General features: G+C 65.6%; 18 protein-coding genes. 14 read left to right on the top strand and 4 right to left on the bottom strand.

Annotation, left to right across the window (positions count from 1 at the left end; all coding sequences use genetic code 11):
* The first annotated feature begins 92 nt into the window (after window positions 1-92).
* Window positions 93-503 carry a (deoxy)nucleoside triphosphate pyrophosphohydrolase gene (locus I6F20_RS17505; RefSeq protein ID WP_036014656.1) on the top strand — a complete coding sequence of 137 codons (411 nt, stop codon included), beginning with the start codon at window positions 93-95 and terminating at the stop codon, window positions 501-503.
* Between the two features lie 120 nt (window positions 504-623).
* Here I6F20_RS17505 and I6F20_RS17500 read toward each other — a convergent pair whose 3' ends face one another.
* A complete protein-coding gene (locus I6F20_RS17500) occupies window positions 624-1,472 on the bottom strand; it encodes a methyltransferase domain-containing protein (protein WP_225127166.1) in 849 nt (282 codons plus the stop codon).
* Between the two features lie 64 nt (window positions 1,473-1,536).
* On the opposite strand from I6F20_RS17500, the gene I6F20_RS17495 reads away from it, so the two are divergent.
* The 4 genes from I6F20_RS17495 to I6F20_RS17480 are packed head-to-tail and all read left to right on the top strand — an operon-like array spanning window position 1,537 to window position 4,010.
* Window positions 1,537-2,346 (top strand): ComF family protein, encoded by an 810-nt coding sequence (locus tag I6F20_RS17495; RefSeq protein WP_225127133.1) that lies wholly within the window; start codon window positions 1,537-1,539, stop codon window positions 2,344-2,346.
* 34 nt (window positions 2,347-2,380) lie between these two features.
* Window positions 2,381-2,656 carry a glutaredoxin 3 gene (gene grxC, locus I6F20_RS17490; RefSeq protein WP_036026245.1) on the top strand — a complete coding sequence of 92 codons (276 nt, stop codon included), beginning with the start codon at window positions 2,381-2,383 and terminating at the stop codon, window positions 2,654-2,656.
* On the top strand, window positions 2,653-3,531 hold the full coding sequence (locus tag I6F20_RS17485) for a carbon-nitrogen hydrolase family protein (protein ID WP_225127131.1): 879 nt from the start codon (window positions 2,653-2,655) through the stop codon (window positions 3,529-3,531). The genes grxC and I6F20_RS17485 overlap by 4 nt, the downstream gene beginning before the upstream one ends.
* Window positions 3,528-4,010 (top strand): DUF1178 family protein, encoded by a 483-nt coding sequence (locus I6F20_RS17480; protein WP_036014648.1) that lies wholly within the window; start codon window positions 3,528-3,530, stop codon window positions 4,008-4,010. Before I6F20_RS17485 ends, I6F20_RS17480 begins: the two co-directional genes overlap by 4 nt.
* Here the strand turns inward: I6F20_RS17480 and I6F20_RS17475 are convergent.
* The gene (locus tag I6F20_RS17475; protein ID WP_225127129.1) at window positions 4,007-4,906 is read right to left on the bottom strand and encodes an EamA family transporter; all 900 of its coding nucleotides are present in this window, start codon (window positions 4,904-4,906) and stop codon (window positions 4,007-4,009) included. The two genes, I6F20_RS17480 and I6F20_RS17475, sit on opposite strands and share 4 nt — an antisense overlap.
* A 140-nt stretch (window positions 4,907-5,046) precedes the next feature.
* Complete coding sequence (locus I6F20_RS17470; RefSeq protein WP_036026250.1) at window positions 5,047-5,700, bottom strand: DedA family protein; 654 nt, start codon at window positions 5,698-5,700, stop codon at window positions 5,047-5,049.
* A 294-nt stretch (window positions 5,701-5,994) separates the two neighbouring features.
* Here I6F20_RS17470 and cobS point away from each other — a divergent pair, with 294 nt between their 5' ends.
* The 9 genes from cobS (at window position 5,995) to I6F20_RS17425 (ending at window position 19,124) form a co-directional block, all read left to right on the top strand.
* Window positions 5,995-6,993, top strand: a complete 999-nt coding sequence (cobS, locus tag I6F20_RS17465) for a cobaltochelatase subunit CobS (RefSeq protein ID WP_036014642.1) — start codon at window positions 5,995-5,997, stop codon at window positions 6,991-6,993.
* A 141-nt stretch (window positions 6,994-7,134) separates the two neighbouring features.
* A complete protein-coding gene (cobT, locus tag I6F20_RS17460) occupies window positions 7,135-9,036 on the top strand; it encodes a cobaltochelatase subunit CobT (RefSeq protein WP_225127127.1) in 1,902 nt (633 codons plus the stop codon).
* A complete protein-coding gene (locus I6F20_RS17455; RefSeq protein WP_036014638.1) occupies window positions 9,033-10,136 on the top strand; it encodes an esterase-like activity of phytase family protein in 1,104 nt (367 codons plus the stop codon). Before cobT ends, I6F20_RS17455 begins: the two co-directional genes overlap by 4 nt.
* A gap of 54 nt (window positions 10,137-10,190) precedes the next feature.
* Window positions 10,191-11,159, top strand: a complete 969-nt coding sequence (locus I6F20_RS17450) for a Bug family tripartite tricarboxylate transporter substrate binding protein (RefSeq protein WP_036026258.1) — start codon at window positions 10,191-10,193, stop codon at window positions 11,157-11,159.
* 205 nt (window positions 11,160-11,364) lie between these two features.
* Entirely contained in the window at window positions 11,365-12,477 is a 1,113-nt protein-coding gene (locus tag I6F20_RS17445; RefSeq protein WP_036026261.1) for an NADH:flavin oxidoreductase/NADH oxidase, read from the top strand.
* Window positions 12,478-12,592: 115 nt separating this feature from the next.
* The gene (locus I6F20_RS17440; RefSeq protein ID WP_109141731.1) at window positions 12,593-13,000 is read left to right on the top strand and encodes a hypothetical protein; all 408 of its coding nucleotides are present in this window, start codon (window positions 12,593-12,595) and stop codon (window positions 12,998-13,000) included.
* A gap of 286 nt (window positions 13,001-13,286) precedes the next feature.
* Window positions 13,287-14,486 carry an efflux RND transporter periplasmic adaptor subunit gene (locus tag I6F20_RS17435; RefSeq protein WP_036026265.1) on the top strand — a complete coding sequence of 400 codons (1,200 nt, stop codon included), beginning with the start codon at window positions 13,287-13,289 and terminating at the stop codon, window positions 14,484-14,486.
* A complete protein-coding gene (locus tag I6F20_RS17430; protein WP_225127125.1) occupies window positions 14,483-17,647 on the top strand; it encodes an efflux RND transporter permease subunit in 3,165 nt (1,054 codons plus the stop codon). Before I6F20_RS17435 ends, I6F20_RS17430 begins: the two co-directional genes overlap by 4 nt.
* Before the next feature lie 286 nt (window positions 17,648-17,933).
* Complete coding sequence (locus I6F20_RS17425) at window positions 17,934-19,124, top strand: ABC transporter substrate-binding protein (RefSeq protein WP_036014626.1); 1,191 nt, start codon at window positions 17,934-17,936, stop codon at window positions 19,122-19,124.
* Window positions 19,125-19,337: 213 nt separating this feature from the next.
* Here the strand turns inward: I6F20_RS17425 and I6F20_RS17420 are convergent, their stop codons facing one another.
* Window positions 19,338-19,724, bottom strand: coding sequence for an MAPEG family protein (locus I6F20_RS17420; RefSeq protein ID WP_057027794.1), 387 nt, complete (start codon window positions 19,722-19,724; stop codon window positions 19,338-19,340).
* Window positions 19,725-19,737 lie beyond the last annotated feature (13 nt).

Genomic DNA, 19,737 nt, shown 5'->3' with positions numbered 1-19,737 from the left:
GGATTAAATATGACTTATGGTGACCTTGGAAACGTAGACTGCAACGAGGTTAACAAACCGTTGCAAACGATCTCAGCGAGCGACAGACGCGCATGGCCGATCTCAAACTGACACTGGTGGTGGCCTGCGCGCTCGTCGACGCCGACAAACGCGTCCTGATCGCGCAGCGCCCGGAAGGAAAGGCCCTGGCCGGCCTGTGGGAATTCCCCGGCGGCAAGCTCGAGCCGGGCGAGCGGCCGGAGCAGAGCCTGATCCGGGAGCTTCATGAGGAGCTCGGCATCAACGTCGCCGAGCCGTGCCTCGCGCCGCTGACCTTCGCCAGCTACGGTTACGAGACCTTCCATCTGCTGATGCCGCTCTATATCTGCCGGCGCTGGGAGGGGTTGGTCACCGCACGCGAGGGCCAGAACCTTGCCTGGGTCCGCGCCAACAAGCTGCGCGATTACCCGATGCCGCCCGCGGACATTCCGCTGATCCCGCATCTGATCGATTTGTTGATGTGAGGTCGAAGGGTGCCGCTCTCTGGCGTCATGCCCGGGCTTGTCCCGGGCATCCACGGCCTTCGTGCCAGCCTGAAAGACGTGGATGGCCGGGACAAGCCCGGCCATGACGGAAGAGAAAGATCACTCCTTCCCCGCCTTCTTCACCGCCTCCGCCAGGCTCGCTTTCGCCGACCCCGGCTTCAGCGGCTGCTGCTGGCTCGCATGCGGAGCCCAGCCCGAGAGCCAGACGATGTCGAAGGTCGCGCGGATGCGGCCGTCGGCATCGGCAAAACGCTCGGCGTAGATCTCGGCCATGCGCAGCAGCGTCGCGCGGCGCGTCGGTGTCCGCCGCCGCTCGATCAGCACGTTGGCCGCACCCATGCGGCGGAGATCCTGCATCAAGGCGAACGCATTGGCATAGCGCACCACGACACGGTCGACGTCGGTCACCGGCAGCGCAAAGCCCGCCCGCTGCAATAGCGCACCGATGTCGCGAAGGTCAGCGAACGGCGCCACGCGCGGCGACACACCGCCCTCGCATTCGGCTTCCGCCGCGGCAAAGGCCTGCCGCAGCTCGGTGAGGCTGTCGCCGCCGATCATGGCAGCAAGCAGCAGCCCGTCCGGCTTGAGTGCCCGGCGGATTTGCGCGAGCACACCCGGCAGGTCGTTGACGTATTGCAGCGCCAGCGCCGAGACGACGAGATCGAGGCTCTCAGGCGCGAGGGGCAACTTCTCCGCGCCGGCCGCGTCGAGCGCGATGTGTTCGATGGAGGGAAGCCGCGTGCGCAACGCCGCCAGTCCCGCGCCGGGCGTCCAGAGGTCGGCGGGAGCTTGAAACTCCCGCATCACCGCTGCCAAGCGGTCGGACATGTCCTCGGCGACCCGCTCGAGCAGGAATGTGACCGCGCCTTGGGCCTGGGCGCGCTGCTGCCGCCTCTGCAGCAAGGCACGATCAAACAAGGCGGGCGGGATTTGAGCGGTCCGGACCATGCCGCTGGTTACGCCGATCTCCACAGTTCTGGCAATCCGCTGCGTGCAGCGTTAGCCTCCCCACATGGAAGCCGACGCTCCCCCCATCCGTTCCATCGCCGCACCGCTGCGGAGCGCGTGGACGGCCGGCCGCCACGTGCTGGCGCGGGCGGCGCGGCTCGCGCTCGACATCGCCCTGCCGACACAGTGCGTATCGTGCCGGGAGCCGGTCGATGGCGAGGGCGTTTGCGCTTCCTGCTGGGCGCGGCTGTCGTTCATCGAGCGGCCCTATTGCCCGCGGCTCGGCATTCCCTTCGTTTACGACCCCGGCCCCGAGATGCTGTCGATGGAGGCGATCGCGAGCCCGCCGACCTACCAGCGCGCCCGCGCGGCGGTACGCTACGACGACGTCGCGCGCACGCTGGTGCATGCGCTGAAATATCAGGACCGTACCGATCTGGCACCGGCCATGGGCCGTTGGATGGCGCGCGCGGGCCGCGAGTTGCTGACCGGCGCCGACATGCTGGTGCCCGTGCCCCTGCATTGGCGGCGGGCCTGGCGGCGCCGTTACAACCAGTCGGGCGCGCTCGCGCGTGTCATCGAGCGGCAGAGCGGGATCAAGGTGCGGGGCGACGTGCTGCGGCGGGTGCGCGCCACCGAGCAGCAGATCGGCCTGTCGCGGGCCCAGCGCGCCACCAATGTGCAGGGCGCATTTCAGGTATCTCCCGACCGTCAGGCCGAGATCCAGGGCCGCCGCGTTGTCCTGATCGACGATGTCCTGACGTCAGGGGCTACGCTCGACACCTGCGCGCGGGCCCTGCTCCGCGCCAAGGCGGCCCAGGTCGACGTGCTGGTCTTTGCCCGGGTTGTCGAGAGCGGGCCCCGTCCCATATAATTCAATGAATTCATGACATGAGAGCGCCAGACGAATGACTGCTGCTGTCGAGATCTACACCCGGCCGGGCTGCGGCTATTGTTCCGCCGCCAAGTCACTGCTGACCCGCAAGAAGGCGACCTTCACCGAATTCGACGTCGCCAAGAACCCGTCCTGGCGCCAGGAAATGTACGGCCGCGCCGGCCAGGGCTCGACCTTCCCGCAGATCTGGATCGGCGGCACCCATGTCGGCGGCTGTGACGACCTCTATGCGCTCGATCGCGAAGGCAAGCTCGATGGCATGCTCGAAAGCGTGAAGGCGGTATCATGAGCGAGAACCGCACGTTCACGGCCGCCATGGTGCAGATGCGCACCGGCCTGATGCCCGGGCCGAGCCTCGAGCAGGCTACGAAGCTGATCCGGCAGGCTGCGGCCGATGGCGCCGATTACGTGCAGACACCCGAAGTCAGCAACATGATGCAGCTGAACCGCAAGGCGCTGTTCGAGCACCTCCAGAGCGAAGAGGACGACGCCTCGCTGAAGGCCTACCGGGCGCTCGCGGCGGAGCTGAAGATCCACCTCCATGTCGGCTCGCTGGCGCTGCGCTTCTCGCCGGAGAAGGCGGTCAACCGCTCCTTCCTGATCGGGCCCGAGGGCAATGTGCTCGCGAGCTACGACAAGATCCACATGTTCGACATCGAGCTGCCGGACGGCGAGAGCTATCGCGAATCCGCCAATTACCAGCCGGGCGAGACCGCCGTGATCTCGGATCTGCCCTGGGGCCGCATCGGCTTGACGATCTGCTACGATCTGCGCTTCCCGGCGCTGTACCGTGCGCTCGCAGAAAGCGGCGCCTATTTCATCACCGTGCCGTCCGCCTTCACCCGCAAGACCGGTGAAGCGCATTGGCACGTGCTGCTGCGAGCCCGTGCGATCGAGACCGGCTGCTTCGTCTTCGCCGCGGCGCAGGCCGGCACCCACGAGAACAAGCGCGAGACCTACGGGCATTCGCTGATCGTCGATCCTTGGGGCGAGATCCTCGCCGAAGGCGATGTCGAGCCGGGCATCATCATGGCCAGGATCGACCCGGCCAAGGTCGAGACCGCGCGCCGGGCGATTCCCTCGCTCCAGCACGGCCGCCGCTTCGGCGTCTCCGATCCCAAGGCCGGGCCGGACCATTTGCACCTCGTGCGGGGCTCGGCATGATCCGCTACGCGCTCCACTGCGACCGCAATCACGCCTTCGAAAGTTGGTTCCAGAGCTCGTCGGCCTATGATTCGCAGGTGAAGCGCAAGCTCGTGACCTGCCCGATCTGCGGCTCAGCCAAGGTCGACAAGGCGATCATGGCGCCGCGCATCGTCGGCAAGAAGGGGCGCGGCCGCGCCACGCCGCCGCCGGAGCCCGTGGCCGCGACCACACCCGAGGCTGCGCCGTCAGGGCCGACCTCGCTGCTGATGGCGCAGGAGCGCGAGCTGCGCGCCAAGCTGAAAGAGCTGCGCGACCACATCGTCAAGAACGCCGACAATGTCGGTGAGCGCTTCGCCAACGAAGCCCGCGCCATGCATTACGGCGACAAGGAGCACCGCCCAATCTATGGCGAAGCCTCGCCCGAAGAGGCGAAGTCGCTGATCGACGAAGGCATCGAGGTCTCACCGCTGCCGACGCTGCCGGAAGACCGGAATTAAGCTCCCACCAGCACAGCGACGCCCAGGACAATCAGCGCAATGCCTGCAAGCTCGCGCGGCGCGATCGGCTGCTTGAACGAGTAATACGCCACGGCTTGCGCGAACAGCACCTCGATCAGCGCGAGTGTGCGGACGTTGGCGGCCGCCGTCAGTGCAAAGGCGAGGAACCAGAATTGCGAAGCGAAGGCGCCGATGAAGCCGGCGAGCATCGACGGTCGCCATAACCTGAGGATTCCTCGGAGCACGTCCGGCGCGCGCCAGAGCAGGTACATCGTCAGCACCAGCGTCTGCACGAACAGGCCGAGCGCCAGCGTAATTGACGCCGCGGTCACGAAGGACACGTCGGGCACATTGATGATGGCGCCGCGAAAGCCGACCGCTGACAGCGCGAAGGCCGCCGCGGCAACGAGGCCGGTGATGGTCGGCTTCAGCTCGGCAAAGCTCTTGTCGCCGCCGGGGCGGAGCGCGGTGATGACGACGCCGACGGTGGCGATCATGATCGCGAGCACCTTCAGCCAGGTCAGGTGATCGCCGAGGAAGACGAAGCCGAATATCGCGGTCTGGATCGCCTCGGTCTTCAGGTAGGCCGTCGTCACGACAAACGAGCGGTCGTTCATCGCGAGCAGCATCAGCCCGGTGGCGACGATCTGGCTGAGCGCGCCCAACAGCAGCCATGGCCAGAACACGGCTGGCGGCGGGCTCAGATGATCGCCGGTCGCGAGCAGCACCAGCCCCAGGAACAGCAGCGAGAACGGAAAGCCGAACAGGAAGCGGATATTGGTCGCGCCCCAGGTCCCCAGCGGCTTCGTCAACGACCGCTGCATCGCATTGCGCGCGACCTGCCCGAGCGCGGCAACGATGGTGAAGGGAATCCAGAGGCTGGCGATGGTGAACATGGGGTGGCGGGCGCGAGGATCCGGGCCAACGTGCCGCTAGCGGTGGAGCAGGTCAATCACACGGATGTCATGGGTGCGATGCTCTCGCACAAACTCGGTGCCTGCGAACGCAGGGACGACGGTTGTGATGTAGCGTCTGCCTAAACCTGCGGCTTGGCCGTCGCGCCGCCATACCGTCGGCGATAGATCCACATCCCCACGCCCAGCACGATCGCAACCCCTGCAACGGTCAGCATCCAGATGTGCTTGCCGACATGCGCATGATGATGCAGCCCGGCATATTCATGCAGGGCCGACACGGCCAAGACGCCCGGCAGCACATGGGCGGGCGCCCAGGCCAGGATCGCCGGGATGTTCACGGCATAGAATTTCGTGGGCGCCATGCCCAGCGCGCCGGCGGTCACGGGCACGAAGGCGCGGATCGGCGGCACGAAGCGGGCGAAGAACACGGCCCAGGTGCCGAAGCGGTTGAAGAAGTTTTCGCTCTCCGCGACCACGCGTGGATAATTGGTCAGCGGCCAGGTGTTGAGGATCTCGCGCTGCCGCCTGTGCCCGATCCAATAGGCCGCCCCGTCGCCGAGTACGGCACCAGTTGCGGCCGCCAAGAGCACCCATGGCAGCTGCAATTCGCCGCCGGGGATCAGGGCGCTCAGCGCCAGGATGATGGTCGAGCCGGGGATCACCGATCCCACCACCGGAACGGCTTCGAGCAGCGCCGCCAGGAACAGGGTCAGATAGGCCAGCCACGCATGGGCGGAAACGAAGGCGATGAGGGGATCGAGGAAGGACGTCACGTCGTCTCTTGAAGGGCTGGAGCATGAGGACTTCGGACCCTACATAAGTAACTGCATACGGCCAAAGTACCATTCGCACGGATTGGGGCCGACCCGCCCGAATTTCGGCGTGATTCGCAAGGCAGCCCTCCAAAAACTGCGTTCCTTGCCTATCTAAATGAAAAGACAACGGAACTTTGATTGGTGGGCGGGCTTCTGCCGGCTCGTTGTCTCTGATAGGTTGATTTTCAGCACCCAGCCGCAGCCAACGTGCGAATAACCGGTTTCGGGACCGCCCGGGACCTCGGAGGATTGATGACGACCGCCGCCCTGTCCAAAGTTGAGGAAGTTTCCGGCCTGCCCGACATGAAGGTGTCGGTGCGCCAGGTGTTCGGGATCGACAGTGATCTCGAAGTCCCGGCCTATTCCGAAGTCGATCCTCATGTGCCCGAAGTGGATTCCGATTACCGCTTCGACCGCGCCACCACGCTGGCCATTCTCGCGGGCTTTGCCAGGAACCGCCGCGTGATGGTGACCGGCTATCACGGCACCGGCAAATCCACCCATATCGAGCAGGTCGCGGCACGTCTGAACTGGCCCTGCGTGCGCGTCAACCTCGACAGCCACATCAGCCGTATCGACCTCGTCGGCAAGGACTCGATCGTGGTCCGCGACGGCAAGCAGGTCACCGAATTCCGCGACGGCATCCTGCCCTGGGCGCTGCAGAACAACGTCGCGCTGGTGTTCGACGAATACGACGCCGGCCGCCCGGACGTCATGTTCGTGATCCAGCGCGTGCTGGAGGTTTCGGGCCGCCTGACGCTCTTGGACCAGAACAAGGTGATCAAGCCGCATCCGGCGTTCCGGCTGTTCGCCACCGCCAACACCGTCGGCCTCGGCGACACCTCGGGCCTCTATCACGGCACCCAGCAGATCAACCAGGGCCAGATGGACCGCTGGTCGATCGTCACCACGCTGAACTATCTCAGCCACGACGAGGAAGTCGAGATCGTGCTGGCCAAGGCCAAGCACTATCGCACCCAGGAGGGCCGCGACATCGTCAACAAAATGGTGCGCCTCGCCGACCTCACCCGCAACGCCTTCGCCAATGGCGATCTGTCGACGGTGATGAGCCCGCGCACGGTGATCACCTGGGCGGAAAACTCCGACATCTTCGGCGATATCGGCTTCGCCTTCCGCGTCACCTTCCTCAACAAATGCGACGAGCTCGAACGGCCCCTGGTCGCCGAGTTCTACCAGCGCTGCTTCAATGCCGAGCTGCCGGAATCGGCAATCAACGTCGCGCTGAGCTGATCTCTCACGGTGTGTCGTCCCGGCGAAGGCCGGGACCCATACCGCGTGATGTCTCGATTGAAGCGACGCTGATAGTTTCCTGACACAAGAGCGGCCGGTGGTTATGGTCCCGGCCTTCGCCGGGACGACAGATAGGGTCAGATGACCACCTCCAACTCCAAATTCCGCAGCAACAAGGAAGCACCGACCGAGCCGTTCAAGCGCTCGGTCGCCTCCTGTCTGAAGGCGATCGCAAAGGCGCCCGAGCTCGACGTCTCCTTCGCGGCCGAGCGCCCGGGACTTGCGCCCGGCAAGGCGCGGCTGCCCGAGCCCGCGCGCAAGATGACGAAGCGTGACGCCGCGATCGTGCGCGGCCATGCCGATTCCATCGCGCTCAAGATCGCCTGTCACGATCCCAAGGTTCACCGCAAGCTGATGCCCGGCAATCCGCAGGCGCGCGGCGTGTTCGAGGCGGTGGAGCAGGCCCGCGTCGAGGCGATCGGCGCGCGCCGCATGGCGGGCGTTGCCAAGAACCTCACCGCGATGCTCGACGACCATTTCCACCGCGGCAAGTTCGACGAGATCACCGACCGCGCCGACGCGCCGCTGGCGGACGCGCTGGCGATGCTGGTGCGCGAGCGCCTCACCGGCATGGCGCCGCCGACGGCGGCCAAGAAGATGGTCGATCTCTGGCGACCGATCCTCGAAGACAAGATCGGCAAGCGGCTCGATCGGCTCGACGGCGTGCTCGAGGATCAGACCAAGTTCGGCGATGCCGTGCATGACCTGCTGTCGGCACTCGAGCTCGGCGACGAGCGCAACGCCGACAGCGAAGACAATGACGAGAACGAGGAGAACCAGGACGGCGACAACGACCAGTCCGGCGCCGAAGGCTCGCCCGATTCCGACGCCGCGCAGGAAATGAGCGCCGACCAGGCGCAGGCAACCAGCGAGGAGATGAGCGAGAGCGCGATGGAAAGCGCGCAGGCCTCCACCTCCGACACCTTCGACGATGGCGAGCTCGGTGATGACGAGACGCCGGGCGAGGCGACGCGCCCGAACCAGCACGGCAGGAACCAGCCGCGTGGGCCGGAATATCACGCCTTCGCGCCCAAGTTCGATGAGGTCATCGCCGCCGAGGATCTCTGCGACCATGACGAGCTGGAGCGGCTGCGCGCCTATCTCGACAAGCAGCTCGCACATCTGCAGGGCATCGTCGCCCGTCTCGCCAACCGGCTGCAGCGCCGCCTGATGGCGCAGCAGAATCGCGCCTGGGAGTTCGATCTCGAGGAGGGCATCCTCGACCCTGCGCGGCTGTCGCGCGTCGTCACCGATCCCTATCACCCGCTGTCCTTCATGCACGAGAAGGAGGCGACGTTCCGCGACACCGTAGTGACGCTGCTGCTCGACAATTCCGGCTCCATGCGCGGCCGCCCGATCACGGTCGCCGCGACCTGTGCCGACATCCTCGCGCGCACGCTGGAGCGTTGCGGCGTCAAGGTCGAGATTCTCGGCTTCACCACGCGGGCCTGGAAGGGCGGGCAATCGCGCGAGGCATGGCTTGCCGCCGGCAAGCCGGCCAATCCCGGCCGCCTCAACGATCTCCGCCACATCATCTACAAGTCCGCGGACGCCCCGTGGCGTCGTGCGCGGAAAAACCTGGGCCTGATGATGCGCGAGGGCCTCTTGAAGGAGAACATCGACGGCGAGGCGCTGGACTGGGCGCACAAGCGCCTGCTCGGCCGGCCCGAGCAGCGCAAGATCCTGATGATGATCTCGGACGGCGCGCCGGTCGACGATTCCACGTTGTCGGTCAATCCGGGCAATTATCTCGAGCGGCATCTGCGCCACATCATCGAGGAGATCGAGACCCGCTCGCCGGTCGAGCTGATCGCGATCGGCATCGGCCATGACGTGACGCGCTATTATCGCCGCGCGGTGACCATCGTGGACGCGGAAGAACTCGGCGGCGCGATCACCGAAAAGCTTGCCGAGCTCTTCAGCGAGACCAACACGGCGCCAACGCAAGCGGCCGGTCGCCCGCGACGCAAATTGCATTCGTGAGCACGCATCCATCCCGCCGCAGCTTCGTCAGCCTCGCGGCGGCGGGATTTTCCACTCTCGCGTTGCCGCGCTTGGCGCAGGCGCAGCTGCAGCCCAAGACCGAGCCGCCGCCGCGCGCCCTCCAGCTCGAGCATGCCGTCACCGCGCCGGTCAGCGTCGAGGTCAACGCGCGTAGCATTGCCAATTTCGAGCCGCGCGACCGCTCGCGCACGCGCTTCGGCTCGCTGGATTTTCGCAGCGGCCTGGTGCTGACCTCGCCCTATCGCGGCTTCGGCGGGCTGTCGGGCCTCCGCTTCCTCGACGGCAAGGGCGAGCGCTTTCTCGCGATCTCCGATCAGGGCGGCTGGTTCACCGGCAGCATCCGCTATTCCGGCCGCGAGATGATTGGGCTCGCCGACGTCGAGGCCGCGCCGGTGCTGGGCGCCGACGGGCGGCCGATCACCGAGAAGCGGCTCTGGTACGATACCGAGTCGCTCGCGCGCGACGGCAACCTCGTCTATGTCGGGCTCGAACGCGTCAACCAGATCCTGCGCTATGATTTCGCCAAGGGTGCTACCGGCGCCCGCGGCGAAGTGATCGCCGTCCCGCCGGCCTTGCGCAAGCTGCCCTACAACAAGGGGCTGGAGGCGATGGTCGTCGTGCCCAAAGCGCAGGGACCGGGCAAGAGCCAGGCCCAGCCGCTCGCGGGCACGCTGATCGCCTTTTCCGAGCGCGGGCTCGATGCCGACGGCAACCTCCTCGCTTTCCTGATCGGCGGCTCGACGCCCGGCCAATTCAGCGTGCGGCGCTCGGAGAATTTCGACATCAGCGACGCGGTGCTGCTGCCCTCGGGCGATCTGCTCATCCTCGAACGTAAATTTTCCTGGTTCACCGGCGTCAACATCCGCATCCGCGCGATCCCGCTGAAGGGAATCGCGCCGGGCGCCGTCGTCGACGGCCTGACGCTGTTCGCCGCCGATCTCGGCCACGAGATCGACAACATGGAAGGCATCGACGCCCACGTCACCGCCGACGGCGAGACGGTGCTGACCCTGATCTCCGACGACAATTTCTCGATGCTGCAGCGAACCCTGCTGCTGCAATTCACGCTGGCGGAGTAGAGATCGCGCCGGAACGGTTCTTGCAGCGATCGCGAGAGTCGACCGGAGATTTCGATGACCAGGTTCCTTCGCGTGTTTTGTCTATATGCGTCCTTCTGGATCGCCGCTGCAACACAAGTCCAGGCACAAGACTGGCCGGCGCGACTGATCAAGGCGACCATTCCGTTCGGTCCGGGCAGCGCGGCGGACGTGGTGCCGCGGCTGGTGTTCGAGCATCTCTCCGCCGAACTCGGTCAGCCGATCGTGATCGAAAACCGCGCCGGCGGCGGCGGTGTGGTCGGTTCGGCGGCGGTGGCGAAGTCCGATCCCGATGGTTACAGCCTGCTCGCCCAGTCGTCGGCGCTGACCATTGCGCCCCTGATGTTCCCGAATGCGAGCTTCGACCCCAGCCGCGATCTCGCCTCGGTGTTCATGATCGGATCCGGTGCCAATGTGATGATCGTGCCGAAGGAGCGCCCTTGGAGAACCATCCAGGACTTCATCGCCGCTGCCAAGGCAAAGCCCGGTTCGATCTCGTTCGGCTCGGTCGGCATCGGCAGCGCCGTGCACATCTCGAGCGAGAAGTTCCGCTACGCCGCCGGCATCGAGGCTATTCATGTGCCGTATCGCGCCGGCCCGGAAGTGATCGCCGACATTCTCGGTGGGCGCATCGATCTGTATTTCTGCCCGCTGGCGACCGCGCTGCCGCTGATCCGCGAGGGCCAAGTGCGCGCGCTGGTGGTCTCGACATCGAAGCGCGTTGCCGAGCTGCCCGATGTGCCGACGCCGGCCGAGATCGGCTTGAAGGACGCCGACAGCGAGATCTGGTTCGGCGTGTTCGTGCCGGCGAAGACCCCGCGCGAGGTCGTCGACAAGCTGCACGCGGCCGCCGAGAAAGTCCTGGCCACGTCGGCGACGCAGGTGAGCCTGACAAAGCTCGGGCTCGAACCGAGGCCGATGAAGCCCGCCGAGATGGACGACCTCGTCAAGCGCGAGCTGGCGGCCAATCAGGAGCTGATCAAGGCCGCCGGCATCAAGCCGTAGGGGCGGGTTACGCCCGCATTCCTCCATCGTCCCGGACAAGCGAAGCGCGGATCCGGGACGACAATAGGGAGACATGTTCGCCGCGGCATCTCCAGCGCAATGCATGCCGCTGCTGGTCGCCATGCTGCCCGTGCGGCTGGCAATTCGCCGCCCACCCACTAAACTTCATGCAATCGCTTCCATTTCTCCAGCCCCGGACCCTCGCATGAGCGCCCTGTTTTCCCCGATCAAGCTGCGCGGCCTGACGTTGAAGAACCGCCTCGTGGTGTCGCCGATGTGCCAATATTCGGCCGATGACGGCGTCGCCACCGACTGGCACTTCACCCACATCAACAATCTCAGCCTGTCGGGCGCGGCGATGTTCTGCATCGAGGCGACGCATGTCGAGGCGATCGGCCGTATCACGCCGGGCTGCCTCGGGCTCTACAGCGACGCCTGCGAGGCCGCGCTGAAGCCGATCCTGCATTCGGTGCGCAAGCATTCCTCCACCGCGATCGCGATGCAACTCGCCCATGCCGGCCGCAAGGCCTCGAGCGCGCGCCCCTGGGACGGCGGCCAATTGATTCCGGAAGGGCAGGGCGGCTGGCAGACGGTCGGGCCGTCGGCGGTGCCGCACAAGGAGGGCGAGGCCGCCCCGCTGGCGCTGGATGCGGCAGGCCTGAAGCGCATCCGCGAGGCCTTCGTCCATTCGACCGAGCGCGCCGCGCGGCTCGGTATCGACGCCATCGAGGTCCATGGCGCGCATGGTTATCTCTTGCATCAATTCCTGTCGCCGATCTCCAACAAGCGCACCGACGAATATGGCGGTAGCCTCGCGAACCGCATGCGCTTTCCGCTGGAGGTGTTCGACGTGGTGCGCGCCGCGTTCCCCGCCGACAAGCCGGTCGGCATGCGGGTGTCGTCGACCGATTGGGTCGAGGGCGGCTGGGATCTGGCACAGACCATCGAATTCGCGAACGCGCTGAAGGCGCGCGGCGTCGACTGGATCGATGCATCGTCCGGCGGCGTCTCGCCGCTGCAGAAGATTCCGCTCGGCCCCGGCTATCAGGTGCAGTTTGCAGAGGCGATCAAGCGCGAAACCGGCCTGCCCACGATTGCCGTCGGCCTGATCACCGAGTCGAAGCACGCGGAGGAGATCGTCGCGTCGGGCAAGGCCGACATGGTCGCGCTCGCCCGCGGCCTGCTCTACGATCCGCGCTGGGGCTGGCACGCCGCCGCCGAGCTCGGCGGCGTGGTCGAGGCGCCGCCGCAATATTGGCGCTCGCAGCCGTCCACGCAAAAGGCGCTGTTCGGCAAGACCACGTTCGGGGCGAGGTGAGAGCGAGTGGGGTGCGCGCGCTGCCACCCCTCACGCATCCGTAAACCTCCTCACCTTCCATGCCCCCCAAAACTGGCCTAACCTCTCCATACTCAACGCCTCGCGGAGGCTGGCCATGCGCTTTCGTTTTCGTAAAACTGCCCATGTGTTCGAGCGCGTTGGCCTTGCCATGGCGGGGGCCGCGTGCGGATTGTTCGTCGGCGCCTATGTCGGCTCGGCGATCCCCACCCTCACCACGCAGGGCTTCCTGCTGCTGATGATGCTGCTCGGCGGCATCGGCTTCTATCTCGGCATCGACACGCCGCAGATGCCTTTCGACGATGCGCACAGCCAAATTGACGCCGCCGAGCTCATGAGCGCCGCCGGCACGCTCTCCGCCACGCTCACCGCCTTCGCCTCGGTCGCCGTGATCGTGCTCCGGCTCGATCCGCACATGGCCTGGACCTGGCTCGTCTTGGTCGGCTGGATGGCCGGCGTCACCATGCAGATCGTCGCCGGCGCCAAGGCCAGGCTGCGTAAGTAGCTCTCTTTGTCAGGATGGGCCCGCCTGAAGCGGGCGTCTCGAAGGACAGCCGCCGGGAAAAGCTCGCAATTCCGAGTGCCCGTCGTTCACGGCAGGGTTCGGCTTGCCGCAACTGCCTTGCCCGGCACCGTCTCTCTCTCTGTCAACCCGTCATCCGGTCAGGGCGCCGTTCGGAGCATTGCGCGCGCATTGGTCTTGAAGAGTTCATCTTTGCAACACATCTTGTGGCGCCCGCAGGTAGAGGCGTACCCTGCATCTTCTGCGGCTTTGATGCGAGGACCTGGGGATGAGCGGACCGGACGGAAGCAGGCAGTTGATCAAAAAGCACGATTTCGTTCAGGTCAGCGCAATTGCCGGGCTTCTCGCCGCCGCGTTCGCCCTGTCCGGCTGCGACAAGCCGGCATCGCAGGCTGCGGCTCCGCCGGCGCCGGCGGTGACGGTCGCCCAGCCGGTCAAGCGCACAGTCACCGATTGGGACGAGTTCACCGGCCGCTTCGAGGCGGTGGAGGAGGTCCAGGTGCGGCCGCGGGTCGGCGGCTTCGTCAACTCGGTCGAATTCCAGGACGGCGCCATCGTGCGTCAGGGTGACCTGCTCTACGTGATCGATCCGCGCCCGTTCGAGGCGGTGGCCACTCAGGCGGAGGGCCAGCTGTCAGACGCACGGGCGCGAGTGGAGCTCGCCAAGCGCGAGCTCGACCGTGGTCTCAGCCTCGTGCAGACCAGCGCGGTCTCCGAACAGGTCGTCGATCAGCGCCGCCAGGCCTTGCAGGCTGCGCACGCCGCCGAGATGCAGGCCGAGGGCGCGCTGAAGGCCGCCAAGCTCAACATCGAGTTCACGCATGTGGCAGCGCCCTTGACCGGCCGCGTCAGCCGCCATCTCGTCAGCCCCGGCAATCTCGTGCAGGGCAGCGACACCGGCACCTCGACGCTGCTGACTTCGATCGTCGCGCTCGATCCGATCTACATCTATTTCGACATGGATGAGGCGACGTTCATCAAATACAGCAAATTGTGGTTCGAAGGACGGCGGCCAAGTTCGCGCGATACCGCGAACCCGGTGCAAGTGACGCTGGCCGGCGAGACCAAGCCCTCGCGCGAGGGCACCGTCAATTTCCTCGACAATCGGCTGGACGTGTCGACCGGCACGCTGCGCAGCCGCGCGGTGGTGAAGAACACGGATCTTTCGATCCTGCCCGGCCAGTTCGGCCGCGTCCGCCTGATCGGCAGCGCGCCTTACGAGGCGCTGCTGATTCCGGACGCTGCGATCGCAACCGACCAGTCCCGCAAGATCGTGTTCGTGGTCAAGCCTGATGATACGGTCGAGGCACGCCCCGTCGTGCTCGGTCCGCTCGACGACGGCCTGCGCGTGATCCGTGAAGGGCTGAAGCCGGACGATCGCGTCATCGTCAACGGCATCCAGCGCGCCCGCGTCGGCGCCAAGGTCGCTCCCCAGACCGCGCAAGCGCCGGCCGGTGGCAAGTCATGAATCTTGGCCGCCTCTCCATCAACCAGCCCATTTTGGCGATGGTGCTGTCGATCGTGCTCCTGATCGTCGGTGCACTCGCCTACACCACGCTGCCGGTCTCCGAATATCCGCAAGTGGTGCCGCCGACCGTCGTCGTCACGACGCAATATCCCGGCGCCTCCGCCCAGACCGTGTCCGACACGGTCGCAGCTCCCATCGAGCAGGAGATCAACGGTGTCGAGGACATGCTGTATCTCTACAGCCAGGCGACCTCGAACGGCCAGCTCACCATCACCGTCACCTTCAAGCTCGGCACCGATCTCGACAAGGCCCAGGTGCTGGTGCAGAATCGCGTCGCCATCGCGCAGCCGCGCCTTCCAGAGGAAGTGCAGCGCAACGGCGTCACCACCCGCAAGAACTCGCCCGACATCCTAATGGTCGTGTTCATGCTGTCGCCGGACGACACGTTCGACCAGCTCTACATCTCCAATTATGCGCTGCTCCAGGTCCGCGACCAGCTCTTGCGCATCGACGGCGTCGGCGACATCCAGATCTTCGGCGCCCGCGACTATTCGATGCGGCTGTGGCTCGATCCTGACAGAATCGCCAATCTCGGCCTGACCTCGGCCGAGGTGCTCGCGGCCATCCGCGCCCAGAACGTGCAGATCGCCGGCGGCCAGATCGCCGAGCCGCCGATCACCGATCGGGCCTTCCAGCCCAATCTCACCTTCACCGGACGTTTGAAGGACCAGAAGCAGTTCGAGGATATCCTGATCAAGGCCGGCCCTGACGGCCGCACGGTGCGGCTGCGCGACGTCGCCCGCATCGAGCTCGGGGCGCTGGCCTACAGCACCAACAGCTTCCTGCTGCGCAAGTCGGCGGTCGCGATGCTGGTGACGCAGCGGCCGGGCTCGAACGCGCTCGCGACCGCAAAGAACATCTCCGACACCATGACGAGGCTCAAGGAGAGCTTTCCCAGGGGGCTCGACTTCAATATCGGCTACAACCCGACCGAGTTCATCGCCCAGTCGGTCCACGAGCTGATCAAGACCATTTACGAGGCCATGCTGCTCGTGGTCGTCGTCGTGCTGGTGTTCCTGCAGGGATGGCGGCCCGCGATCATTCCGATCATCGCGATTCCGGTCTCGCTGGTCGGCACGTTCGCGGTGATGGCGGCGCTCGGCTTCTCCATCAACAATCTCACCCTGTTCGGGCTCGTCCTCGCGGTCGGCATCGTGGTCGACGACGCCATCGTCGTGGTCGAGAATGTCGAACGCCATCTCGAACACGGCCTCAGTCGTCGCGATGCCGCGCTGAAGACGATGGAGGAGGTCGGCGGCGCACTGGTCTCGATCGCCCTGGTGCTATGCGCGGTGTTCGTCCCGACCGCGTTCCTCGGCGGCATCTCCGGGCAGTTCTTCCAGCAATTCGCCGTCACCATCGCCGTTGCGACGGCGATCTCCTGCTTCTGCTCGCTGACGCTCTCGCCCGCGCTAGCCTCGCAGATCCTCACACCACACGAAGAAAAGCGGCCGCCGGCCGCCTGGAACATCATCGCGCGCGGCTGGAATGCGTTCACCGGCGTGTTCAATCGCGTGTTCGACCGGCTGGCGCATGGCTATGCCGGCCTCGCCAATTTCGCGATTCGCCATTCGGTGGTGATGCTGCTGATCTACGTCGTGCTGATCGGCGGCGCCGGCTGGCTGATCGTGACCACGCCGCAGGGCTTCATCCCGGCGCAGGATCGCGGCTACGTCATCATATCCGTGCAATTGCCGGGCGCGGCGTCGCTGGCGCGCACCACCGAGGTCGTGCGCGAGATCGAGCGGATCTCGCTGGATACGCCGGGCATCGTTCGAGTCGCCGCCTTTGCCGGTTTCTCCGGCGCCACCCGCACGCAGGCCGGCAATGCGGCGGCGCTGTTCCCGGTGTTCGACGAGCCCGAGGCGCGGCTGAAGAAGGGCCTGTCCGCGAATGCCATCACGGCCGAGCTGCGCAAGCGCCTGTCCGCGATCCAGGGTGCCTTCATCATCGTGATTCCACCGCCGGCCGTGCCCGGCATCGGCACCGGCGGCGGCTTTGCCATCCGCATCCAGGACCGCCAGGGCCGCGGGCCTGAAATGCTCGCAGCCGCCACCGACGAGCTTGTCGCCGCCGCGCGCAAATCGCCCTCGCTGCTCGCCCCCTCGGTGTTCTCGCCGTTCACGGCCAACACGCCGCAGCTCTTCGTCGACATCGACCGCACCAAGGCGCAGAAGCTGGGCGTGCCCATCTCCAACATCAACGAGACGATCCAGACCTATTTCGGGTCAACCTATGTCAACGACTTCAACCTGTTCGGCCGCACCTACCACGTCACCGCGCAGGCCGACTTCCCGTTCCGGAAAGAACCGAGCGACCTTGCGCGCCTGCGCACGCGCAACGCTTCCGGCGACATGGTGATGCTCGGCAGCGTGGTCGAGTTCAAGGACGTCTCGGGACCCGACCGCGTCGCGCGCTACAATCTCTATGCGGCGTCCGAACTCCAGGGCGAGCCGGCGCCGGGCACGAGCTCGACCACCGCGCTCAACGCCATCAAGCAGCTCGCGAACGATACTTTACCGAGCGGCTTCACCTTCGAATGGACCGACCTGTCCTATCAGCAGGTCACCGGCGGCAATGCCGGTCTCTACGTATTTCCGATCTGCGTGCTGTTCGTCTATCTCGTCCTCGCCGCGCAATATGGCAGCTGGACGCTGCCGTTCGCGGTGATTCTGATCGTGCCGATGTGCCTGCTCGCCGCCACCATCGGCGTTCGCGTCATGGGCCAGGACGTCAACATTCTGACCCAGATCGGCTTCGTCGTGCTGGTGGGACTGGCGGCGAAGAACGCGATCCTGATCGTCGAATTCGCGCGCGATATCGAGAACGAAGGCAAGCCGCGGCTGGAGGCCGTCATCGATGCCTGCCGCCTGCGCTTGCGGCCGATCCTGATGACCTCGTTCGCGTTCATCCTCGGCGTCTTGCCGCTGGTGATCTCGACCGGCTCTGGCTCGGAGATGCGCCAGGCCGTCGGCGTCGCCGTGTTCTTCGGCATGATCGGCGTCACCCTGTTCGGCCTTCTGTTCACACCGATCTTCTACGTCGTGGTGCGGAACCTGGCGGAAGGGCGGCGCGACAAGAAGCCGGAGGCGATGGCCTGACGTCTCTCTCGATGGCCAAAGACTCCGCCACATCCTCCGCTGTCATCCTCGCGAACGCGGGAATCCATAACCACAGGGAGGGGTTTAGCGCGACAGCGGCGAGTCTTCGCCAAACACCATCCTGTGGTTATGGGTCCCGGGCTCGCGCTGCGCACGCCCCGGGACGACGGTGGAGAATGTGGCACGCAGAATCCCATACTAACGACCAACATGAAATGGATGGGCGCGCGCGGGGTTCTTCACTACTATCCGCGCGATTTCACAGAAGAATGCCGGGAGTTAACATATGAAATCAGCACTTTGGGCCGCAGCGGCCTCGGCCCTCTTGATTGCGGTTCCCGCCTCCGCGCAAGGCGTCAAGATCGGCATCCTCAACGACCAGTCCGGCGTCTATGCCGATTACGGCGGCAAATGGTCGGTCGAAGCGGCCAGGATGGCGATCGAGGATTTCGGCGGCGAAGTACTCGGCCAGAAGATCGAGCTCGTCACTGCAGACCACCAGAACAAGCCTGACCTCGCAAGCTCGATCGCGCGGCGCTGGTATGACGTCGAGAACGTCGACATGATCACGGAGCTGACGACCTCCTCGGTCGCGCTCGCGATCCACGAGCTCTCCAAGGAAAAGAAGAAGATCGACATCGTCGTCGGCGCCGCGACATCGCGCCTCACCGGCGATGCCTGCCAGCCCTACGGCTTCCACTGGGCTTACGACACCCGCGCGCTCGGCGTCGGCACCGGCGGCGCGCTGACCAAAGCCGGCGGCGACACCTGGTTCTTCCTCACCGCGGACTACGCCTTCGGCTACGCGCTGGAGAAGGACACCAGCGAGATCGTCACCGCCAATGGCGGCAAGGTGCTCGGCTCGGTGCGCGTTCCGCTCAATTCGTCGGACTTCTCCTCCTTCCTGCTGCAGGCGCAGAGCTCGAAGGCGAAGATCGTCGGCCTCGCCAACGCCGGCCTCGACACCACCAATTCGATCAAGCAGGCGTCCGAGTTCGGCATCGTCGCGAGTGGCCAGAAGCTCGCGGGCCTCCTGATGACGCTTGCCGAGGTGAACGGCCTCGGCTTGCAGGCCGCGCAAGGCCTGGTGCTGACCGAAGGTTATTACTGGGATCTCAACGACAGGACGCGCAATCTCGGCGAGCGCTTCCTCAAGCGCACCGGGCGGATGCCGAGCATGATCCACGCCGGTACCTATTCGGCGACGCTGAGCTATCTCAAGGCCGTCAAGGCTGCCGGCACCAAGGATCCGGATGCCGTCGCCAAGAAGCTGAAGGAGCTGCCGGTCGACGACGACTTCGCGCAAGGCGGCAAGGTGCTCGAGAATGGCCGCATGATCCACGACATGTATCTGTTCGAGGTCAAGAAGCCCTCGGAATCGAAGAAGCCCTGGGATTATTACAAGCTGCTCGCCACCGTCCCCGGCGACAAGGCCTTCTTCACCGCCAAGGAGAGCGGCTGTCCGCTGACGAAGTAGGGAAGTGGCACAGCGAGCGCCACACCCTCGCTGTCGTCCCGGACAAGCGCGCCTCAAGCGCGCGCCGATCATGGACCCATAACCACAGGCACGCGTGGTTACGGGGACTCGGAGTGATCAGCTCGCATCACGACATCTTCCTGCGGTTATGGGTCCCGGATCGGCGCTTACGCTTGTCCGGGACGGCAGCGGAATGTGTGGCGGCGGATTGCCTCACACCAACCGCAGCACCACCGCCCCGAGCGCCCCGACCCACAGCGCCATTGCCGCGAGCGCCTGGATCGCAAAGCCGGTGCCGCGCTTGGCCACGGCTTGCGAATAGCCGATGAAATAGACGATCCGGCCGATGATCCAGATCACGCCAATCGCCGCCGCGATGGCGTCGCTGATATAGATCGCGAACAGCCAAAGGGCTGGCAGGACGATCGGCATCCATTCCAACGTGTTCATCTGGATGCGGAAGGCCCGTTCGAAATCCGGATGCCCCGACATCGCAGGTACCTTGACGCCGGTCTTGGTGCGCGAGCGCGAGACGTTGATGGAGGTGAAGAAATAAAACGCGATCGCCAGCAGCGTGACGAGGGCGGTGAGATGATACATCGTCGGTTCCTTC

Source organism: Bradyrhizobium sp. IC3123 (assembly GCF_020193625.1).
Classification (GTDB): Bacteria; Pseudomonadota; Alphaproteobacteria; order Rhizobiales; family Xanthobacteraceae; genus Bradyrhizobium; species Bradyrhizobium yuanmingense.
The sequence above is the reverse complement of the archived record's forward strand: the minus strand, read 5'-3'. Positions and strand labels throughout refer to the sequence as shown.